Source organism: Paenibacillus sp. Pae15 (genome assembly GCF_024519685.1).
Taxonomy (GTDB): Bacteria; Bacillota; Bacilli; order Paenibacillales; family NBRC-103111; genus Paenibacillus_G; species Paenibacillus_G naphthalenovorans.
Genome location: NZ_JALJRM010000006.1, coordinates 44,852 through 59,376, shown reverse-complemented (window position 1 = coordinate 59,376; position 14,525 = coordinate 44,852). Strand labels below are relative to the sequence as shown.

The following is a 14,525-nucleotide window of genomic DNA, read 5'->3' as shown; positions in this document are numbered from 1 at the left end:
ATTCCTCCCACATTCGACGGTTACGGCGGCGCTCTATTGCCCGTCATCAGCATTGCGACGGTTACCGCGCTTCTACCGGCGTCAGTCTGTCCAACTTCTACAATCATGTGTATGCCTTACCTAGTGAAATATGACAGATTACTTTTTTAAGATTCCGATAAAAATGCAGCTGACCCCCGCCATCACCCATAACATTTTGCCTGCCGAAAGCTTATCCGCCAGCCCGACCAGCCCAATCGTCGTTGTTGTCAGAAGTACGAATGGCCCTACGAGCGCCAGCCCCGAGTTCACGAGCAGCGCTTTCTCAATCTGGTTAAATCGAAGCATGAGCAGGGCCGCAGCAATTTCGATACCTCCTGAAACGATTCGGATCATGGCCATACTGAACACAATCTTGTTCAACATCGACGTTTCACCTCATCCCTTGGTCTCTATACCCATCCTATGCAGGCTCGTCTTATTTTAGGAATACTGGGCACACCCCCAACTGAAAATGCATATGATGACACAGTAATCCAAGACTAACCTACAGCGAGGCGATAACTAGATGGAGGTATCAATACCGCTGCAGTGGAATGCACTGCTCAGTGATCCGACCGGACGCCGGACGCCTAAACCGCGGCAATCGGGAAAAACCATGGTGATCGACAAAGGACTGGGGCTTTATGCCTTAGAAGATCTGTTGCAAACGGCAGGCGACTATATCGACATGCTGAAAATCGGCTTCGGCACCTCGCCGCTTTATATGGCGGATTTTCTCAAGAAAAAAATAGAGATGGCCAAAGCATATGACATTACCGTATATCCAGGCGGTACGTTCCTGGAAGTTGCGATACGACAGGACGAGACAGACCATTTTTTTCAGATGGCAAAATATTTGGGGTTTAACGGGTTGGAAATATCGGACGGAACGATCGAAATGTCACGCAGCCTGCGCAGCGAACTGATTTGCCGCGGCCTGAACGAGGGCTTTATGGTCATTACCGAATACGGCAAAAAAGGCTGGGGTTCATCTATTGAGATCGAAGAGCTGATCCAAACGGTAACGATCGATTCGCAGCTGGGCGCCAGTCTGATTACGATTGAAGGAAGAGAATCGGGCAAAGGCGTAGGCATTTATGACGCAAACGGAGCATGTATAGATGAAGAAATAGAGCGGGTGTTAAACCGGGTTCCCAGCACCGACCTGCTGCTATGGGAAGCACCGCAAAAGGAGCAGCAGGTACATCTGCTGCAAATGCTGGGCACGGATATCCACCTCGGCAACATTGTTCCCGGAGATATCATTTCGTTAGAGGCTCTGCGGCGGGGGCTTAGGTCGGATACGCTGCTTTTGGCTGATGTTTCCAGACAGGAGTCCTATCAAAGCTTCAATTGGCAAATCTAGAGGGGAGGCTGGGCAAAGGAATGAATGTGCAGGTCATCGCCAGCGTGGGCGAAGCGCGAACGGATGAGCTTCAGAACAAGACAGTGATCGTCATCGATGTACTGCGGGCCACGTCCACGATGCTGACGGCGCTCACGAACGGCAGCAGGTCCGTCGTACCCACCGAAACGGTAGCGCAGGCCAAAAGCCTGCAGCGTCCGGGGGACTTGCTGGGAGGCGAACGCAGCTGCAAGAAAATACCCGGCTTTGACTTCGGCAATTCTCCGTTCGAATATGCTCCCGAAGCCGTCAAAGGGAAGAACATCATCATGACGACGACAAACGGAACCAGGGCAGTGCAAAAATCACATAAAGCGGCGCATATTTTGGCAGGCTCCTTACTGAATGCGTCCAGCTGCGCGGTCAAGGCGCTGCAGCTGCAGAAGGAGATTGCCCTGCTGTGCGCGGGGACTCACGACGTATTCAGTCTGGAGGACGGACTGTGCGCAGGATTGCTGGCCGACGAACTGGTCCGGCTCACCGGCGGCGGCTGCGAGGTGAACGACCTGGGTCTGGCCATGATGCATGCGTACCGCCAAACGCACGACCGGCTCCCGGAGACGATACTGTCATGCTCGAACGGCAAACGTCTGATCCGGCTCGGATATAAAGAAGATGTTCTTTACTGCAGTCAGGTCAACCGGATTCAAGCCGTCCCGCAATTCCATGACGGAGCTATGGTGATTTGAAAGCTGCAGGAGAGTTCTGCGCAATGGCAGTGAGAAAATGGGGAGAAGCAGTGAGCAATCATGTCCTAAGCGGCAGCGGGAAGCCGCCGTTCTGCATATCGGCGGCCTCACCGTATGGAATCCCGCGACCGGTTTTGTATGGTTAATAAACAGAAAAATGCTTCGTTCTAATTCGGTTGACCCCTCATACATATAAAGTGATACCAAATGGACAAGGGGCTTAACCATGAACGGAGAGATACTGCTTGTTGCACTGATTATCATCGGGCTGATTGGCCGTTCCCATATTATTACGACAGCCGCCTGTGTGCTCTTGATCGTGAAGCTGATCAGCCTTGAGCGGTATTTGCCCACCATCGAACGAAGAGGGCTCGAACTGGGGCTGCTCTTTTTGACGATGGGAGTTCTGGTCCCTTTTGCCAGTGAGAAAATTTCCATCAAGGACGTCTCTTCCATGTTTACCACTTGGCCCGGAATACTGGCCTTACTGGGTGGAGCCATCGCCACGTATATGAACGGCAAGGGGCTTGAGCTATTAAAATTAGACCCACAAATGATTGTGGGTCTGGTCATTGGTTCGATATTTGGAATTATTTTCCTCAGGGGCATACCCGTCGGTCCATTGATGGCCGCCGGCATTACTGCTTTTTTGCTTAGAGCGTTTACTTTCTTATTTGATAAAATCCGCTAGCTTATCTTCTTTCCGACGGTCCGCCGACAAATACGGTTTGATCCGTATCCAGGCCATATGCCGTGTGCAGAGCTTGAACCACTTCGTTCAAACGGCCATTCTCGATAACGCAGGATGTCTTGATTTCGGACGTGCTGACCAGCAGGATGCTGATACCGAGCTCCGAGATTACTTCGAACATCTTGGCGGCGACGCCCGGCGTACTGACCATGCCTGCCCCCACGATGGACACTTTCACCAAATTCGTCTCGGAGGTCACTTCACGGAAGCCCACGGAAGAGCGAATGCCTGCAATAACCTGCAGCGCTTTTTCCAAGTCGGACGAGGATACGGTAAAGGAGAAATCCGCGAGTCCGTTAATCACACCGCTTTGCACGATAATGTCCACATCGATCTGTTCCTTGGCCAAAGCCGTGAACACCTGGGCCAACTGTCCTGGTTTTTCTTCCACACCCAGAATGCTGATTCTCGCTACATTTTTATCGTATGCAATGCCGCGTACCACGATGCCTTGTTCCATCGCCGCTTCCTCCTTCACTTGCGTACCTTCGTTATGGTTGAAGCTGGATCTGACAACCAGCTTTACATTATAGTTCTTTGCGTATTCAACCGCTCTGGGATGCAGTACCGCCGCTCCGAGATTGGCGAGCTCCAGCATCTCATCGTACGAAATTTCGTTTAACTTGCGCGCACATTTGACGATGCGCGGGTCCGTCGAATAAACGCCGTCCACGTCGGTGAAAATTTCACACACATCCGCCTGAATCGCTGCGGCAAGCGCAACGGCCGTCGTATCCGACCCGCCTCGCCCAAGCGTCGTGATCTCCCCTTCTGCGCTCATGCCCTGAAAGCCCGCAACAATGACGATCTTGCCTTCTTCCAGCGCTTTAAGCACACGCTGCGGCTGAATATCGGTAATCCGGGCTTTGCCGTGGAGCGCATCCGTGTACATCCCCGCCTGCCATCCGGTGAAAGAAACAGCCGATGCTCCCAGACTATGTATCGCCATGGACAATAAAGCAATCGAAACCTGCTCCCCGGTCGTCAGCAGCATATCCATCTCACGCGCAGGAGGGGTTCCTGTGTAAATTTGTTTGGACAAGTCAATTAAATCATCGGTGGTATCTCCCATCGCCGAAACGACAACCACGCACTGATGACCCTCGCGCTGTCTCTCTACTACGCGGTTGGCCACACGTTTCATTCTTTCCGCATCGCCAACGGAGCTGCCGCCGAACTTCATAACTATCAGAGACAAAACTGCTCACTCCCTACACAAACATTTGCATAACTAATGAGACATTATATCACAAGCCCTGTGTCTCTTGAAACAGAAAAATGAGGAAGCTTCAGACGGACCATCGTCTATTGTCTGTTTCTTCGCTGCTTCCAGTGGTGGAGTGCCGGCTTGATGAGAAAGGCATAGAGCAGTACACAACCGATAAAGGTAATCATATAAGCCCACCCCGGAACCTTCACGGCTGTACCGAACGATACGGTCCGATGATGCACCTCTACGGATTCATAGGTACTGATGATATCGGGAACATAGAGCATCGTCATCACATAACCGGAAATGATCTGAACGGTAAATAACAAAAAATGAACCGCCGCGGCAAATATCAATCCGTTTCTTATCGTTTTTACCATCTCGCTCCTCCATTCTACAGGCGACTCATCGCCTCCCGTCTACCGGCTTCTTCCCACCGGTTTCTCCAGGGAGTACAGCTCGTCTTCCAGCGCCGACATCCTCTCCAGCAACGTTCGTCTGGCATCCCCAATGGCATGGTTGTATACCGGGGGTCCTACCAGTCCGATCATAAAATCAATCAACTGCTCGGCCTCCAGATTTCCGATCGATTCGGTTCTTTCTTTTTCAAAATATTGCTGAACGCGCCACACCATTTGTTCTTTTTGCTCTTTGGAAATCTTTAGAGGGATCATTCGGCCCGCCCCTTTCCTTTGGCATCTCCCGGCAAAATGACTCAAAAAAAAAGAATGCCAGAATGCGGTCGCAGCTCTTTTTCTTCTCTTTTCCGAGTTCCAAACCAGCTTGCCTCCGAAATAAATGACCGGATTTCACTTGTTATATATATACATTTTTAGAAAAGACCCAATCCCCCGATCAATGTAATTCATAAGATGACAATATGTTATAGCGAAAGGAGGCTGTCATCAATGAGCTTCGCAAGAGGTTTTACTTCTATTGGCGTGATTCTCGTCCTTTTCATTCTTCTCGTTATCGTTTCGACTGCATGGTTCATCTAATATGATCCATCGACCTGCGCTCGGGCTAACAGCTCGGGCGTTTGGTTTGCGAATGATCAGGCCTGATCATTCGCAGAACGGGTATCCCCTAACGGAAGACCGCGCTGCTTTAACAACGCATGGGACAGCAGAGCCGTTGCACATCCTAAAGCGCCGATCATAATAAAACCCTGCCGCAAGGTCAGCAAATCTCCGGCTACCCCCATGACCAGCGGACCTGCAAACATCCCCAAGCCATAGATGGCCTGATAAAACCCCATCGCTGTAGCCCTTCTTCCCGCATCCATATGCTTTATGCTGAGAGCCATCAATACGGGCGCTGTGAGTCCACGGCCGATCCCCGCAAGACATTGGGTAACCATCAGCATCCACAAGGTTGAAGAAAACGGTATAAGAATTGTAAAGATTCCGGAAAAGATGAAGCCGATGATGATGATATGGTTTTCACCCAGTTTCCGGGCTACATATCTGCCCCCTACCAGGGACGCTATCGCCATAGGAAACGTGGAAAAGAACGTCAGCAGTCCCATATCGAGCTTCGTCGCTCCGATCGACTGGGCATATACGGGAGTAAATCCAAAAACCGTAGCGAATGTCAGCAATTGAAAAAGGACAGCCAGAAAAGAGACGGTCAACAGCCTCTTGTCGCCGCCTACCTCCAGCATGCCTTTGAAGGTCATGGGCTGTGTGCTTTTCTTAGGGGTTTCTACAAGAAAGAAAGCACCCGCAAGCCCCAGAGCGCCTACGGCGGCACCGATAAGAAAAGAAGATTCCCAGCCATACCTATCCGCGAACCACCCGCCGCAGAGAATGCCGAACATTTGACCGAGCGAGTTGTAAAATGAAATCGTTCCGATCGCTTGCGTCGTCTCTTCCTGACGGTAGTAGCTGGCAAACAAAACCGTAAAATCTACCCACGTCGCCGCAGCCGCGCCTGCCGCGGCCCTGAGCAGGAGAATCCACGTCAGTTCCTGCGTAACCAGAATCCCGACACCGGATAAAACCGAAAAAAACAAGCCGAATACAATAAACCATTTGTGCTTGTGATAACGGTCCGAGACCACGCCCACCGGTATCCGCAGAAGCATTTGACTCAATCCGTACATGCCGACAATCAGTCCGGCCATTTTATAAGAGGCGCCCAGATATTCAACGTATGCGGTCAAGATCGGCACACAAGTATACATCGAAAACCAGAACAGCAACGTGACCGTACAAAACAGCGGTATCCTATAGTTTCGCACTTCAGGCGTATCATTCATCCCCGGTATCTCCCCGTTTTCACTTCATTCATCCACCCCGCTTTAATGCACACGTTCACTGTTTATCATAACCGATTTCAGGAAGATTCTGAAGCACTAAATTCTGCAATGCTCCGCACCGGAATCATCATTCCAACAGGGTGCCGTGATATAAAAACAGGTTGATTTTTCAAGATCTTATGGTTATTATTGGTATGACAGTTGAATAACAACGGGAGCTTGGGAGTTGCCAGGCTGAGAGGACAGCCGATTGCTGTCGACCGTAAAACCTGATCTGGGTAATGCCAGCGGAGGAAAAGTCCTAGCCTTTGTGTATTCAAAGACCGCTTCTTTCCCGTTGCGGTCTTTTTGGTTTGCATCGAAGGGTTTCTCCGCTTGATCACATTCATTCTGAGGAGGAATTGAAATGGCAAGCGAAATCAAAGAAAAAGAAGCAGCCCCTCATCTTTCGTCTTTTCCGGGGAGCAAGAAGGTGTATGTGCAGGGTTCGCGGGAGGATATTAAAGTACCTATGCGGGAAATTAGCCTAACCCCGACAACCAGCGGCGGCAATGTACAAGAGAACCCGCCTGTCAGGGTATATGATTGCAGCGGTCCATACACAGACGGCAGCATCCAAACCGATATTCGCTCGGGACTTCCGCTTAACCGCCGGAATTGGATATTGGAGCGCGGCGATGTTGAAGAATATGCGGGAAGAGCGGTCAAGCCGGAGGACAACGGATATTCAAAAGAAGAATCCGTCAAGCGGGAAGAACGATTTCCGGGATTGCAGCGCAAACCGTTACGAGCCAAAAGCGGAGCGAATGTAACGCAGATGCATTATGCCAGAAAAGGAATCATTACGCCCGAAATGGAATATATCGCCATACGCGAGAACGTCTCCCCGGAATTTGTCCGCAGCGAAGTCGCACGAGGCCGGGCGATAATTCCGTGCAACATCAATCACCCGGAAAGCGAGCCGATGATTATCGGCAGTAAATTTTTAGTCAAAATCAATGCCAATATCGGCAATTCGGCTGTCGCTTCGTCGATTGAAGAAGAAGTCGAAAAAATGAGATGGGCGACCCGCTGGGGCGCAGATACCATCATGGACCTGTCCACAGGCAAACATATTCATACCACCCGTGAATGGATCATTCGCAACTCCCCCGTGCCCATCGGTACCGTCCCTCTTTATCAGGCCTTGGAAAAAGTCGGCGGTAAAGCGGAGGATCTGACTTGGGAAATTTATCGGGATACCCTGATCGAACAAGCCGAACAAGGCGTCGACTACTTTACCATTCATGCCGGTGTGCTGTTACGCTATGTTCCTTTGACGGCGAAGCGGGTTACGGGAATCGTATCCCGCGGCGGTTCCATCATGGCGGCGTGGTGTTTGGCGCATCATCAGGAAAATTTCCTTTATACTCATTTTGAAGAAATTTGTGAAATCATGAAAACCTATGACGTCGCTTTCTCCCTTGGCGATGGATTGCGCCCGGGATGCATTGCGGATGCCAATGATGAAGCTCAATTTGCCGAATTGGAGACGCTTGGCGAGCTGACCCGAATCGCATGGAAGCATGATGTTCAGGTCATGATTGAAGGACCCGGCCACGTTCCTATGCACATGATTAAAGAAAATGTGGATCGTCAGGTTGAAGTATGCCAGGAAGCCCCGTTCTATACCTTAGGCCCTCTTACGACAGACATAGCCCCGGGGTACGACCATATCACTTCAGCCATCGGCGCAGCCATGATCGGCTGGTTCGGTACCGCCATGCTTTGTTATGTAACTCCGAAAGAGCATCTGGGTCTTCCGAACAAGAATGATGTTCGCGAAGGCGTCATCGCGTACAAAATCGCAGCCCACGCGGCGGATTTGGCCAAAGGCCATCCCGGAGCCCAGGAAAGGGATAACGCCTTATCCAAGGCGCGTTTTGAGTTCCGTTGGAGAGATCAATTTCATTTGTCGCTGGACCCCGAAAGAGCTATGGAATACCATGACGAGACGCTTCCTGCGGAAGGCGCCAAGACGGCTCATTTCTGCTCGATGTGCGGCCCCAAGTTCTGCAGCATGAGAATTACACAGGACATTCGCGAGTATGCCAAACAGCAGGGGCTCGAGGAACAGCGGGCCATCGAAAAAGGCATGGAGGAAAAATCCAGAGAGTTTAAAGAAGCCGGCAGCGTCATTTATAAATAATAAAGCCATGGGGAACGGCAGCTTTACAGCTCCTTCTTTTTCCAATGAAAAGACCAACGAAATCAACGTTGGTCTTTTCATCATGATTTACTTTTGCTTTGCAGGCTGTGCCGCTCTCAGCTCTTCGATCGTTCTGGCTGCCGACACTTGCTGCGGATCGATGCGAACCTCGATCAGCGCAGGCTTTGAAGAAGCCAGCGCCCGCTGCAGCGCAGGTACAAAATCTTCATTCTTTTCTACAAGCTCTCCGTGTCCGCCCATATTCGTCATGATTTGCGCAAAGTTCGGATTCGATAATTCCGTTGCAATCACACGCTTTGGAAAATGCTTCTCTTGATGCATACGGATCGTACCGTACATGTTATTATTAGCGACGATCGCCAGGACAGGGATTTTGCAGCGTACAGCCGTCTCCAGCTCCTGCACCGTCATCATAAACCCGCCATCTCCGGCATAAGCCACAACGGTTTTCTCCGGTTGGGCCACCTTGGCTCCAATGGCTGCCGGAAGGGCATACCCCATCGCACCGGAAGTCGGCCCCACAAAAGTCCCTTCCTCCTGAAACCGGTAATGTTTGGCCATCCATCCGTAGAAATTACCTGCATCCGAAGTGAATATGGTGTCGGAAGGAAGGTGATTCATCAGATCGCCCATGATCCCTTCCAAATTCACATAATGCTGACCAGAAGTGACGCGAACCTCGGAATATTGTTCATATTTCTTCCGCTGTTCCTGTATATAAGCCTCACGCTCTTTGCTTTGCCCTGATTCGCCCAGCTCCGCAAGCAAGTCAAGCATAAAATTTTTCGTGTCAGCTACAATCCCGAGTGCCGGCCGGTATACTTTGTTCAATTCATCCGGTGAAATATCGACATGTATCAGCTTGGTCCCGGAGGTCAACAGCGTATAGTTCTGTGTCGTTATTTGGGAGAAACGGGTCCCCAGGGCAAGAACGACATCCGCTTCCCTTACGCACTCCACCAGATACGGCGCGGCACCCACTCCCAATTGCCCGATGTAGTACGGATGCTGATTAGGAAACGCGTCAAAGCGGCGAAATGCCGTTGCTACTGGAACTTGCAATTTTTCGGCCAGTTTCACTAATTCTTTCGCAGATTTGGTGCTCGTTACTCCGCCCCCGGCGATAATCACCGGACGCTTGGCATGCCGCAGGATTTCTTTGGCTTTGGCCACGGCTTGGCGATCCGGACGCGGATGGGATAACATCTCGGATTCTTGAAAAACCATTTCAGCCGTTTCATCCAGGACGTCCTGAGGCAAGGAGATCAAAACCGGGCCCGGTCTGCCGGATCTGGCCATATGAAAAGCCCTGTGGACTAATTCCGGGACCCGGCGGGCATCGTTGAGCTCCACTGTCCATTTGACCAAATGCCTGAAATAATCCGCCAGATCGATCTCCTGGAATCCTTCCCGTCCTCTAAACGAGCTTTCCACCTGTCCGATGAACGCAACCATGGGCGTGGAGTCTTGATGAGCGGTGTGCAAGCCGATGGATAAATTGGTTGCACCCGGCCCGCGTGTAGCGAAGCATACCCCTACCTTGCCGCTGGCCTTCGCATAGCCCTCAGCCATGAATGAAACCCCGCCTTCATGACGGCCGGAAATCAATTCAATCCGAGGTGTTTCGTACAAAACGTTTAATACGCTCAGATAGCTCTCGCCGGGTACGCAAAACGCCTTCTCGACGCCCTCCCTCAATAGAACCTCTACGATGGCTTTGGCAGCGGTCATGTGTGTCATAACTTTACTCCCCTCTTGTTTGATGTTGCTTGATCAAGTACTCAATGGCATTTTTTCTGGATGAAACAATATGTTCTTTCATTCTCATTTCGACCTTATCCGGATCTCTTTCCAGAAAAGCCTCAATAATGGCTACATGCTCGGGGATCGAGACATTATGCTTCTCATTAACGGATGAGGTGATAGCAAATATTCTATGATTATGGTCGTAAATGTTGCCCATGATATTATGGATAAAGGTGTTAGGGTACGAATAGATGATTTGATTGTGCAGCTCTTTATCCAAATCAATATAATAGGCTTTGCGTTCTTCGGGTGTCATCCCTTCGGGCGGTTCAACCAAGCGTTGCTTCATGTTTAACAGCCAATCCTCCGGAAGCTTGCGGCACACGCTTTTAGCTACGAAGGGTTCGATCAATTCCCGCATTTCATATACTTCATTGAGTAATTCTACGGTAACGCCGGAAACGATGATCCCTTTGCGGGGATAAATATATACCAGCTTCTCTTGCTCCAATTTTTGCAGCGCTTCTCTGATCGGAGTGCGGCTGATGTTAAGCTCTTCCTGCAGCCGATCCTCGGAAATGTCGGATAGCGCTTTCAATTCGCCGCTTAAAATTTTGCCCTTGATGATCCGGTAGGCCAAATCGGTTTTTCCTTGTTTCATTCCATCACCCTTTTTATACTCTATAGATGTATTTATAATATTTAATTGATATATCAGAATAATATTTATCATAATCCCAATAACTTACAGTGTCAATAGGAAATCAGACAAAAAAAACCACGCATACACGTGGGCCGATTTATGATTCATCGTTAAGACTGAAACTGCCTTTATCTATTAAAAATGAACATGCTCACTATGACTACTATTAATATGATTGCCAGCACAATAAAAAATGATTTGAAAAATCCCGCTATAAATTCCATGATTTCAGAGCCCGATTTCCATTCCAGTTTAACCCATAGCGCAATTAATGTAATGAACATGACCGTGACAGCAAAACGCAGTACTGTGAAAATATACTCTCTTAAAGGGATAACCCGATACTCAAAAAATCCCTTGCCATTATTTATCGTTTCCGTATCAGGGTAGATCAGTATGCCTAGTAACAGGCCTATAATCAGACTATATACTGCTCCTTTGACCAGTGTTCTCTCCATCGTTATCCTCCATTTGCGGTTTGCGGCAGCGGACCGGCTAGCTTGGGCCGCGGTTCTATTGAAATATCGATCTGAAATAACGCTCCTAAGATGACCTGATAAAGCTCAGGATTTCGATGATGTTGTTCACCTGGCCTATGGGCTTTACTCCCCTTTTGATCATCTCTTCCATCGTTGTGCCATAGCTGATGAAAGCAATCCCCGCATCATTCGACGCTTTACCGTCAATCCATGAATCTCCAACCGCAACCCATTCATCGGACGAGATATGCTCAAATTGTTTTTTGGCATAATGAAATCCGGATGGGGAAGGCTTAAGCGAAGTCATGTGCTCTCTTCCTATGATCAGATCAAAATACGCTATGATTTGGGTGATTTCCAGAGCCTTTCGAGCCGCTGTTACTGAATTATTCGTTACGATGACTAGAACATAGTTCTTGTACAAAGCTTCCAGCAATTCCCTGACCCCTGGTTCAAGCCCTGCGCCTTCCATCCCTTTTAATTCATGTTTTTCCGTTATCTTGATTATGGTTTCATACATCTCATCGGTCATGCCTGTATTTTTGGCGTGTTCGATCAAGGTGGATGTCGTGTGCTCCTGTACGGGAAATTCGGCAGGAATCACTTTATGGCGGACCAGAAAACGATACACATCGTGCTTCATGGCCGGGAAATCAATGTTGGATTGCAATAATGTGTTGTCCATATCGAATAGAATTCCCTTGATTGTACCGGTTCGCAGCATAAACTCCCTCCGAAGCTTTCCGTTTAAGACCGCAATGTCGCTGCTTTCTTATAACGTTCCAGCGTTTCTACTGTGTCACAACCTCTTTATTTTACATGGAATTCACGAACAAATATAGCTGTTCCGGAAAAATGTTTCGCGGGTAACCGGCTCCGCTTGCCGCGCTGTTCCGGACCGGTGGTCAAAATCTCGAATTCACTGTCATTTTCTATCGCAGGACAGTCCTGCCGTCGCAATCCTCTTGCAGGCTTCGAATCCTTTTAAATAGCGGACTTAGGGACCAAACCATCCAAGGAGTATAGTCATGAAAAAAATATGTACAACCCGAATCGACTGGAATAAAATTACAGAAAAATTGGACGATTTTTGGGAAGAAAAGAGTTTCACATGGAAAAAATGCTTAAATCCAATAACGAACAGAATCGGCTTCGGTATTTACTTTTATAAAAATATAACCATAAACCTGAATCGGATCAATAAAGAGATACTCCGATTCGCCGAGGACAGTGCCGCACTTTCCCAATTTAACAAAACGGCGTTTCCCCGTTTTATATCGGTTGCCGATGGAATTCATGCCAAGATGTTCACCCAATTGCCTAACCATGTCATTGAACAGATCACTTCTTTGATTCAAGCGCTCCCGGGTTATCAACTGCTGCAATCCGCCACGCGTCCATACGGGTATCAATGCGAGCTTTATTACAATCAAGGAAAAGTATTTTTCGGCTCACTGCAGATTCATTTCAAAAAAATCAACCATCAAGAATAGCCTGAACATACGCTCACTGACGATCAAGGGATCGGTGAGCGATTTTTTTACTTCGATTTCATCCTATTCCCACAAAATATATATTGGGGAGGGATCATCATGTTCATTACCAACGGTGTACAAGGATTGGAAGTTTCATCCAATTTCATGGGGCGAATGGATACTATTTATCCTACCCTGGTCTGGGACACAGACCATACGATTTTGGTGGATACCGGATATCCCGGCCAATGGCCGCTCATTCGCCAAGAAGCAGAGAAGTCCGGGATCGCATGGGATACGCTGAATAAAGTCATTATAACACACCAAGACCTGGACCATATCGGCAGTTTACCGACAATTCTCAATGTATTGCCTCAACCTATCGAGGTATTGGCCAATGACGTTGAAAAACCATATATTCAAGGAGAAAAAAGACTGCTTAAAATAAATCCGGAGTCCGTAGCCCAAGCTATGGACTCTTTGCCGGAAAATGTGCCGGAGGAGTGGCGCAAAGCCTTCAGACAAGTGCTTGAAAACCCGCCCAAATCAAAAGTGGATAAAACCGTAGCCGACGGAGAAGAATTGCCCTATTGCGGAGGGATCGTAGTGATTCATACGCCGGGACATACTCCCGGGCATATCAGCCTGTATCATATACAAAGCAAAACACTTATCGCCGGGGACTCTATGATCGTGGCAAACGGAGAGCTGCTTGGGCCCGATCCGCAGTACTGTATCGATGCGGACTTGGCCGTAAACTCTCTGAAAAAATTTGTACAGTACGACATTGAAACTATTATCTGCTATCACGGCGGCCTGTATAAGGATAACGTCAACCGGCGCATAGCGGAATTAGCAAACGGACAGTGACTGGAAACAACAAATCGAGCTCTTCTATCTTGTCTGAAGAGCTCTTGGATTAATTACGATGTTATAGGCGGGGATTCCAATTGCCGGCCATGTTCGTACTCTTGTCTTCGCAGTGCCTCCTTGCGCTGTTTCTCCAAGGCCGCATAACCAATCTCTTCGGCGTCTTCCGGGTTCACGGCGAACAGGCCGTCATCATCGCCTACAATTAAATCGCCGGGACGTATGCTTACCCCGCCTATGCTTATGGTGGTGTTCACCTCGCCCTGAAGTTTAAGGGAACGTGTGGTCAGCGCGCTGATTCCTTTCGAATAGACGGGAAAACCAAGTCCGGTTATCGCGCGAACATCGGTGACGCACCCGGATACAATGACGCCGGAAACTTTTTTGTCCAGCGCAGCGTAAGTCCTGAATTCTCCCCAGCATGCTCTTTGGCCATCGCCGGACATATCCACGACAAGAACATCGCCAGGCTGAACAAGCTCCATGGCATGGGAAATGGCGGCAGAGTCAAGATGCGGAATGCGAACCGTAACCGCGTTTCCTATCAGTTGGATCGGCCGAAAAAGGGGCTGCAGCCCGTTAAGAAAACCAAAATCCGTAAGATGGCCAATGGTGGAAGTACTGATACTCCGGTACAGCTCCAAAAGCTCTGGCGTAACCCCCTGTACTCTGGCCTGAATGCGAAACACGCGTCCCTCTCTCCTTTC

At 49.2% G+C, this 14,525-nt stretch carries 17 protein-coding genes and 1 riboswitch; of the genes, 7 read left to right on the top strand and 10 right to left on the bottom strand.

The features are described 5' to 3' along the window. Positions 1–138: 138 nt before the first annotated feature. On the bottom strand, positions 139–405 hold the full coding sequence (locus NR121_RS06735) for a YqhV family protein (RefSeq protein ID WP_062408942.1): 267 nt from the start codon (positions 403–405) through the stop codon (positions 139–141). A gap of 142 nt (positions 406–547) precedes the next feature. Between NR121_RS06735 and comA the strand changes: the two genes are divergently transcribed. The 3 genes from comA (at position 548) to NR121_RS06720 (ending at position 2,806) form a co-directional block, all read left to right on the top strand. After that, positions 548–1,387 (top strand): phosphosulfolactate synthase, encoded by an 840-nt coding sequence (gene comA / locus NR121_RS06730; RefSeq protein ID WP_074726775.1) that lies wholly within the window; start codon positions 548–550, stop codon positions 1,385–1,387. A 20-nt stretch (positions 1,388–1,407) separates the two neighbouring features. Beyond that, entirely contained in the window at positions 1,408–2,115 is a 708-nt protein-coding gene (locus NR121_RS06725; RefSeq protein ID WP_054817749.1) for a 2-phosphosulfolactate phosphatase, read from the top strand. Between the two features lie 226 nt (positions 2,116–2,341). Next, on the top strand, positions 2,342–2,806 hold the full coding sequence (locus NR121_RS06720; protein WP_054817748.1) for a DUF441 domain-containing protein: 465 nt from the start codon (positions 2,342–2,344) through the stop codon (positions 2,804–2,806). Between the two features lies 1 nt (position 2,807). Here NR121_RS06720 and NR121_RS06715 read toward each other — a convergent pair whose 3' ends face one another. The 3 genes from NR121_RS06715 to NR121_RS06705 form a co-directional block, all read right to left on the bottom strand. After that, positions 2,808–4,064: an aspartate kinase gene (locus tag NR121_RS06715; protein ID WP_062408944.1), complete on the bottom strand. Its 1,257-nt coding sequence runs from the start codon at positions 4,062–4,064 to the stop codon at positions 2,808–2,810. Positions 4,065–4,171: 107 nt separating this feature from the next. Further along, a complete protein-coding gene (locus tag NR121_RS06710; protein WP_074726774.1) occupies positions 4,172–4,456 on the bottom strand; it encodes a hypothetical protein in 285 nt (94 codons plus the stop codon). A gap of 39 nt (positions 4,457–4,495) precedes the next feature. Next, positions 4,496–4,750 (bottom strand): DUF2164 domain-containing protein, encoded by a 255-nt coding sequence (locus tag NR121_RS06705; protein WP_217437285.1) that lies wholly within the window; start codon positions 4,748–4,750, stop codon positions 4,496–4,498. A 234-nt stretch (positions 4,751–4,984) separates the two neighbouring features. Between NR121_RS06705 and NR121_RS06700 the strand changes: the two genes are divergently transcribed. Beyond that, entirely contained in the window at positions 4,985–5,074 is a 90-nt protein-coding gene (locus NR121_RS06700) for a sporulation protein YjcZ (RefSeq protein WP_074726773.1), read from the top strand. A gap of 56 nt (positions 5,075–5,130) precedes the next feature. On the opposite strand, the gene NR121_RS06695 is transcribed toward NR121_RS06700, so the two are convergent. Further along, a complete protein-coding gene (locus NR121_RS06695) occupies positions 5,131–6,336 on the bottom strand; it encodes an MFS transporter (protein ID WP_256830977.1) in 1,206 nt (401 codons plus the stop codon). 201 nt (positions 6,337–6,537) lie between these two features. Continuing rightward, a riboswitch (TPP riboswitch) is annotated at positions 6,538–6,650 on the top strand. Positions 6,651–6,742: 92 nt separating this feature from the next. On the opposite strand from NR121_RS06695, the gene thiC reads away from it, so the two are divergent. Next, positions 6,743–8,524, top strand: a complete 1,782-nt coding sequence (thiC, locus tag NR121_RS06690) for a phosphomethylpyrimidine synthase ThiC (RefSeq protein ID WP_062408947.1) — start codon at positions 6,743–6,745, stop codon at positions 8,522–8,524. 87 nt (positions 8,525–8,611) lie between these two features. Here thiC and NR121_RS06685 read toward each other — a convergent pair whose 3' ends face one another. From NR121_RS06685 to NR121_RS06670, 4 genes are all read right to left on the bottom strand, one after another. After that, positions 8,612–10,285 carry a thiamine pyrophosphate-dependent enzyme gene (locus NR121_RS06685; RefSeq protein WP_256830976.1) on the bottom strand — a complete coding sequence of 558 codons (1,674 nt, stop codon included), beginning with the start codon at positions 10,283–10,285 and terminating at the stop codon, positions 8,612–8,614. Between the two features lie 4 nt (positions 10,286–10,289). Beyond that, positions 10,290–10,952 carry a GntR family transcriptional regulator gene (locus tag NR121_RS06680; RefSeq protein ID WP_256830975.1) on the bottom strand — a complete coding sequence of 221 codons (663 nt, stop codon included), beginning with the start codon at positions 10,950–10,952 and terminating at the stop codon, positions 10,290–10,292. A gap of 170 nt (positions 10,953–11,122) precedes the next feature. After that, positions 11,123–11,452: a hypothetical protein gene (locus tag NR121_RS06675; protein WP_062408950.1), complete on the bottom strand. Its 330-nt coding sequence runs from the start codon at positions 11,450–11,452 to the stop codon at positions 11,123–11,125. A gap of 85 nt (positions 11,453–11,537) precedes the next feature. Then, entirely contained in the window at positions 11,538–12,197 is a 660-nt protein-coding gene (locus NR121_RS06670) for an HAD family hydrolase (RefSeq protein WP_062408951.1), read from the bottom strand. Positions 12,198–12,501: 304 nt separating this feature from the next. On the opposite strand from NR121_RS06670, the gene NR121_RS06665 reads away from it, so the two are divergent. Together NR121_RS06665 and NR121_RS06660 are read left to right on the top strand one after the other, a co-directional pair. Continuing rightward, entirely contained in the window at positions 12,502–12,966 is a 465-nt protein-coding gene (locus tag NR121_RS06665; RefSeq protein ID WP_256830974.1) for a hypothetical protein, read from the top strand. Between the two features lie 99 nt (positions 12,967–13,065). Continuing rightward, the gene (locus NR121_RS06660) at positions 13,066–13,818 is read left to right on the top strand and encodes an MBL fold metallo-hydrolase (RefSeq protein ID WP_256830973.1); all 753 of its coding nucleotides are present in this window, start codon (positions 13,066–13,068) and stop codon (positions 13,816–13,818) included. 53 nt (positions 13,819–13,871) lie between these two features. Here NR121_RS06660 and NR121_RS06655 read toward each other — a convergent pair whose 3' ends face one another. Next, a complete protein-coding gene (locus NR121_RS06655) occupies positions 13,872–14,507 on the bottom strand; it encodes an RraA family protein (RefSeq protein ID WP_062408954.1) in 636 nt (211 codons plus the stop codon). Between the last annotated feature and the right edge of the window lie 18 nt (positions 14,508–14,525).

Excerpts from the sequence above, each read along its gene's own strand:
- NR121_RS06700 (WP_074726773.1), top strand. The coding sequence starts at position 4,985 with ATGAGCTTCGCAAGAGGTTTTACTTCTATTGGCGTGATTCTCGTCCTT.
- NR121_RS06720 (WP_054817748.1), top strand. The coding sequence starts at position 2,342 with ATGAACGGAGAGATACTGCTTGTTGCACTGATTATCATCGGGCTGATT.
- thiC (WP_062408947.1), top strand. The coding sequence starts at position 6,743 with ATGGCAAGCGAAATCAAAGAAAAAGAAGCAGCCCCTCATCTTTCGTCT.
- comA (WP_074726775.1), top strand. The coding sequence starts at position 548 with ATGGAGGTATCAATACCGCTGCAGTGGAATGCACTGCTCAGTGATCCG.
- NR121_RS06675 (WP_062408950.1), bottom strand. The coding sequence starts at position 11,452 with ATGGAGAGAACACTGGTCAAAGGAGCAGTATATAGTCTGATTATAGGC.
- NR121_RS06660 (WP_256830973.1), top strand. The coding sequence starts at position 13,066 with ATGTTCATTACCAACGGTGTACAAGGATTGGAAGTTTCATCCAATTTC.
- NR121_RS06670 (WP_062408951.1), bottom strand. The coding sequence starts at position 12,197 with ATGCTGCGAACCGGTACAATCAAGGGAATTCTATTCGATATGGACAAC.
- NR121_RS06735 (WP_062408942.1), bottom strand. The coding sequence starts at position 405 with ATGTTGAACAAGATTGTGTTCAGTATGGCCATGATCCGAATCGTTTCA.
- NR121_RS06725 (WP_054817749.1), top strand. The coding sequence starts at position 1,408 with ATGAATGTGCAGGTCATCGCCAGCGTGGGCGAAGCGCGAACGGATGAG.
- NR121_RS06665 (WP_256830974.1), top strand. The coding sequence starts at position 12,502 with ATGAAAAAAATATGTACAACCCGAATCGACTGGAATAAAATTACAGAA.
- NR121_RS06705 (WP_217437285.1), bottom strand. The coding sequence starts at position 4,750 with ATGATCCCTCTAAAGATTTCCAAAGAGCAAAAAGAACAAATGGTGTGG.
- NR121_RS06680 (WP_256830975.1), bottom strand. The coding sequence starts at position 10,952 with ATGAAACAAGGAAAAACCGATTTGGCCTACCGGATCATCAAGGGCAAA.
- NR121_RS06695 (WP_256830977.1), bottom strand. The coding sequence starts at position 6,336 with ATGAATGATACGCCTGAAGTGCGAAACTATAGGATACCGCTGTTTTGT.
- NR121_RS06685 (WP_256830976.1), bottom strand. The coding sequence starts at position 10,285 with ATGACACACATGACCGCTGCCAAAGCCATCGTAGAGGTTCTATTGAGG.
- NR121_RS06710 (WP_074726774.1), bottom strand. The coding sequence starts at position 4,456 with ATGGTAAAAACGATAAGAAACGGATTGATATTTGCCGCGGCGGTTCAT.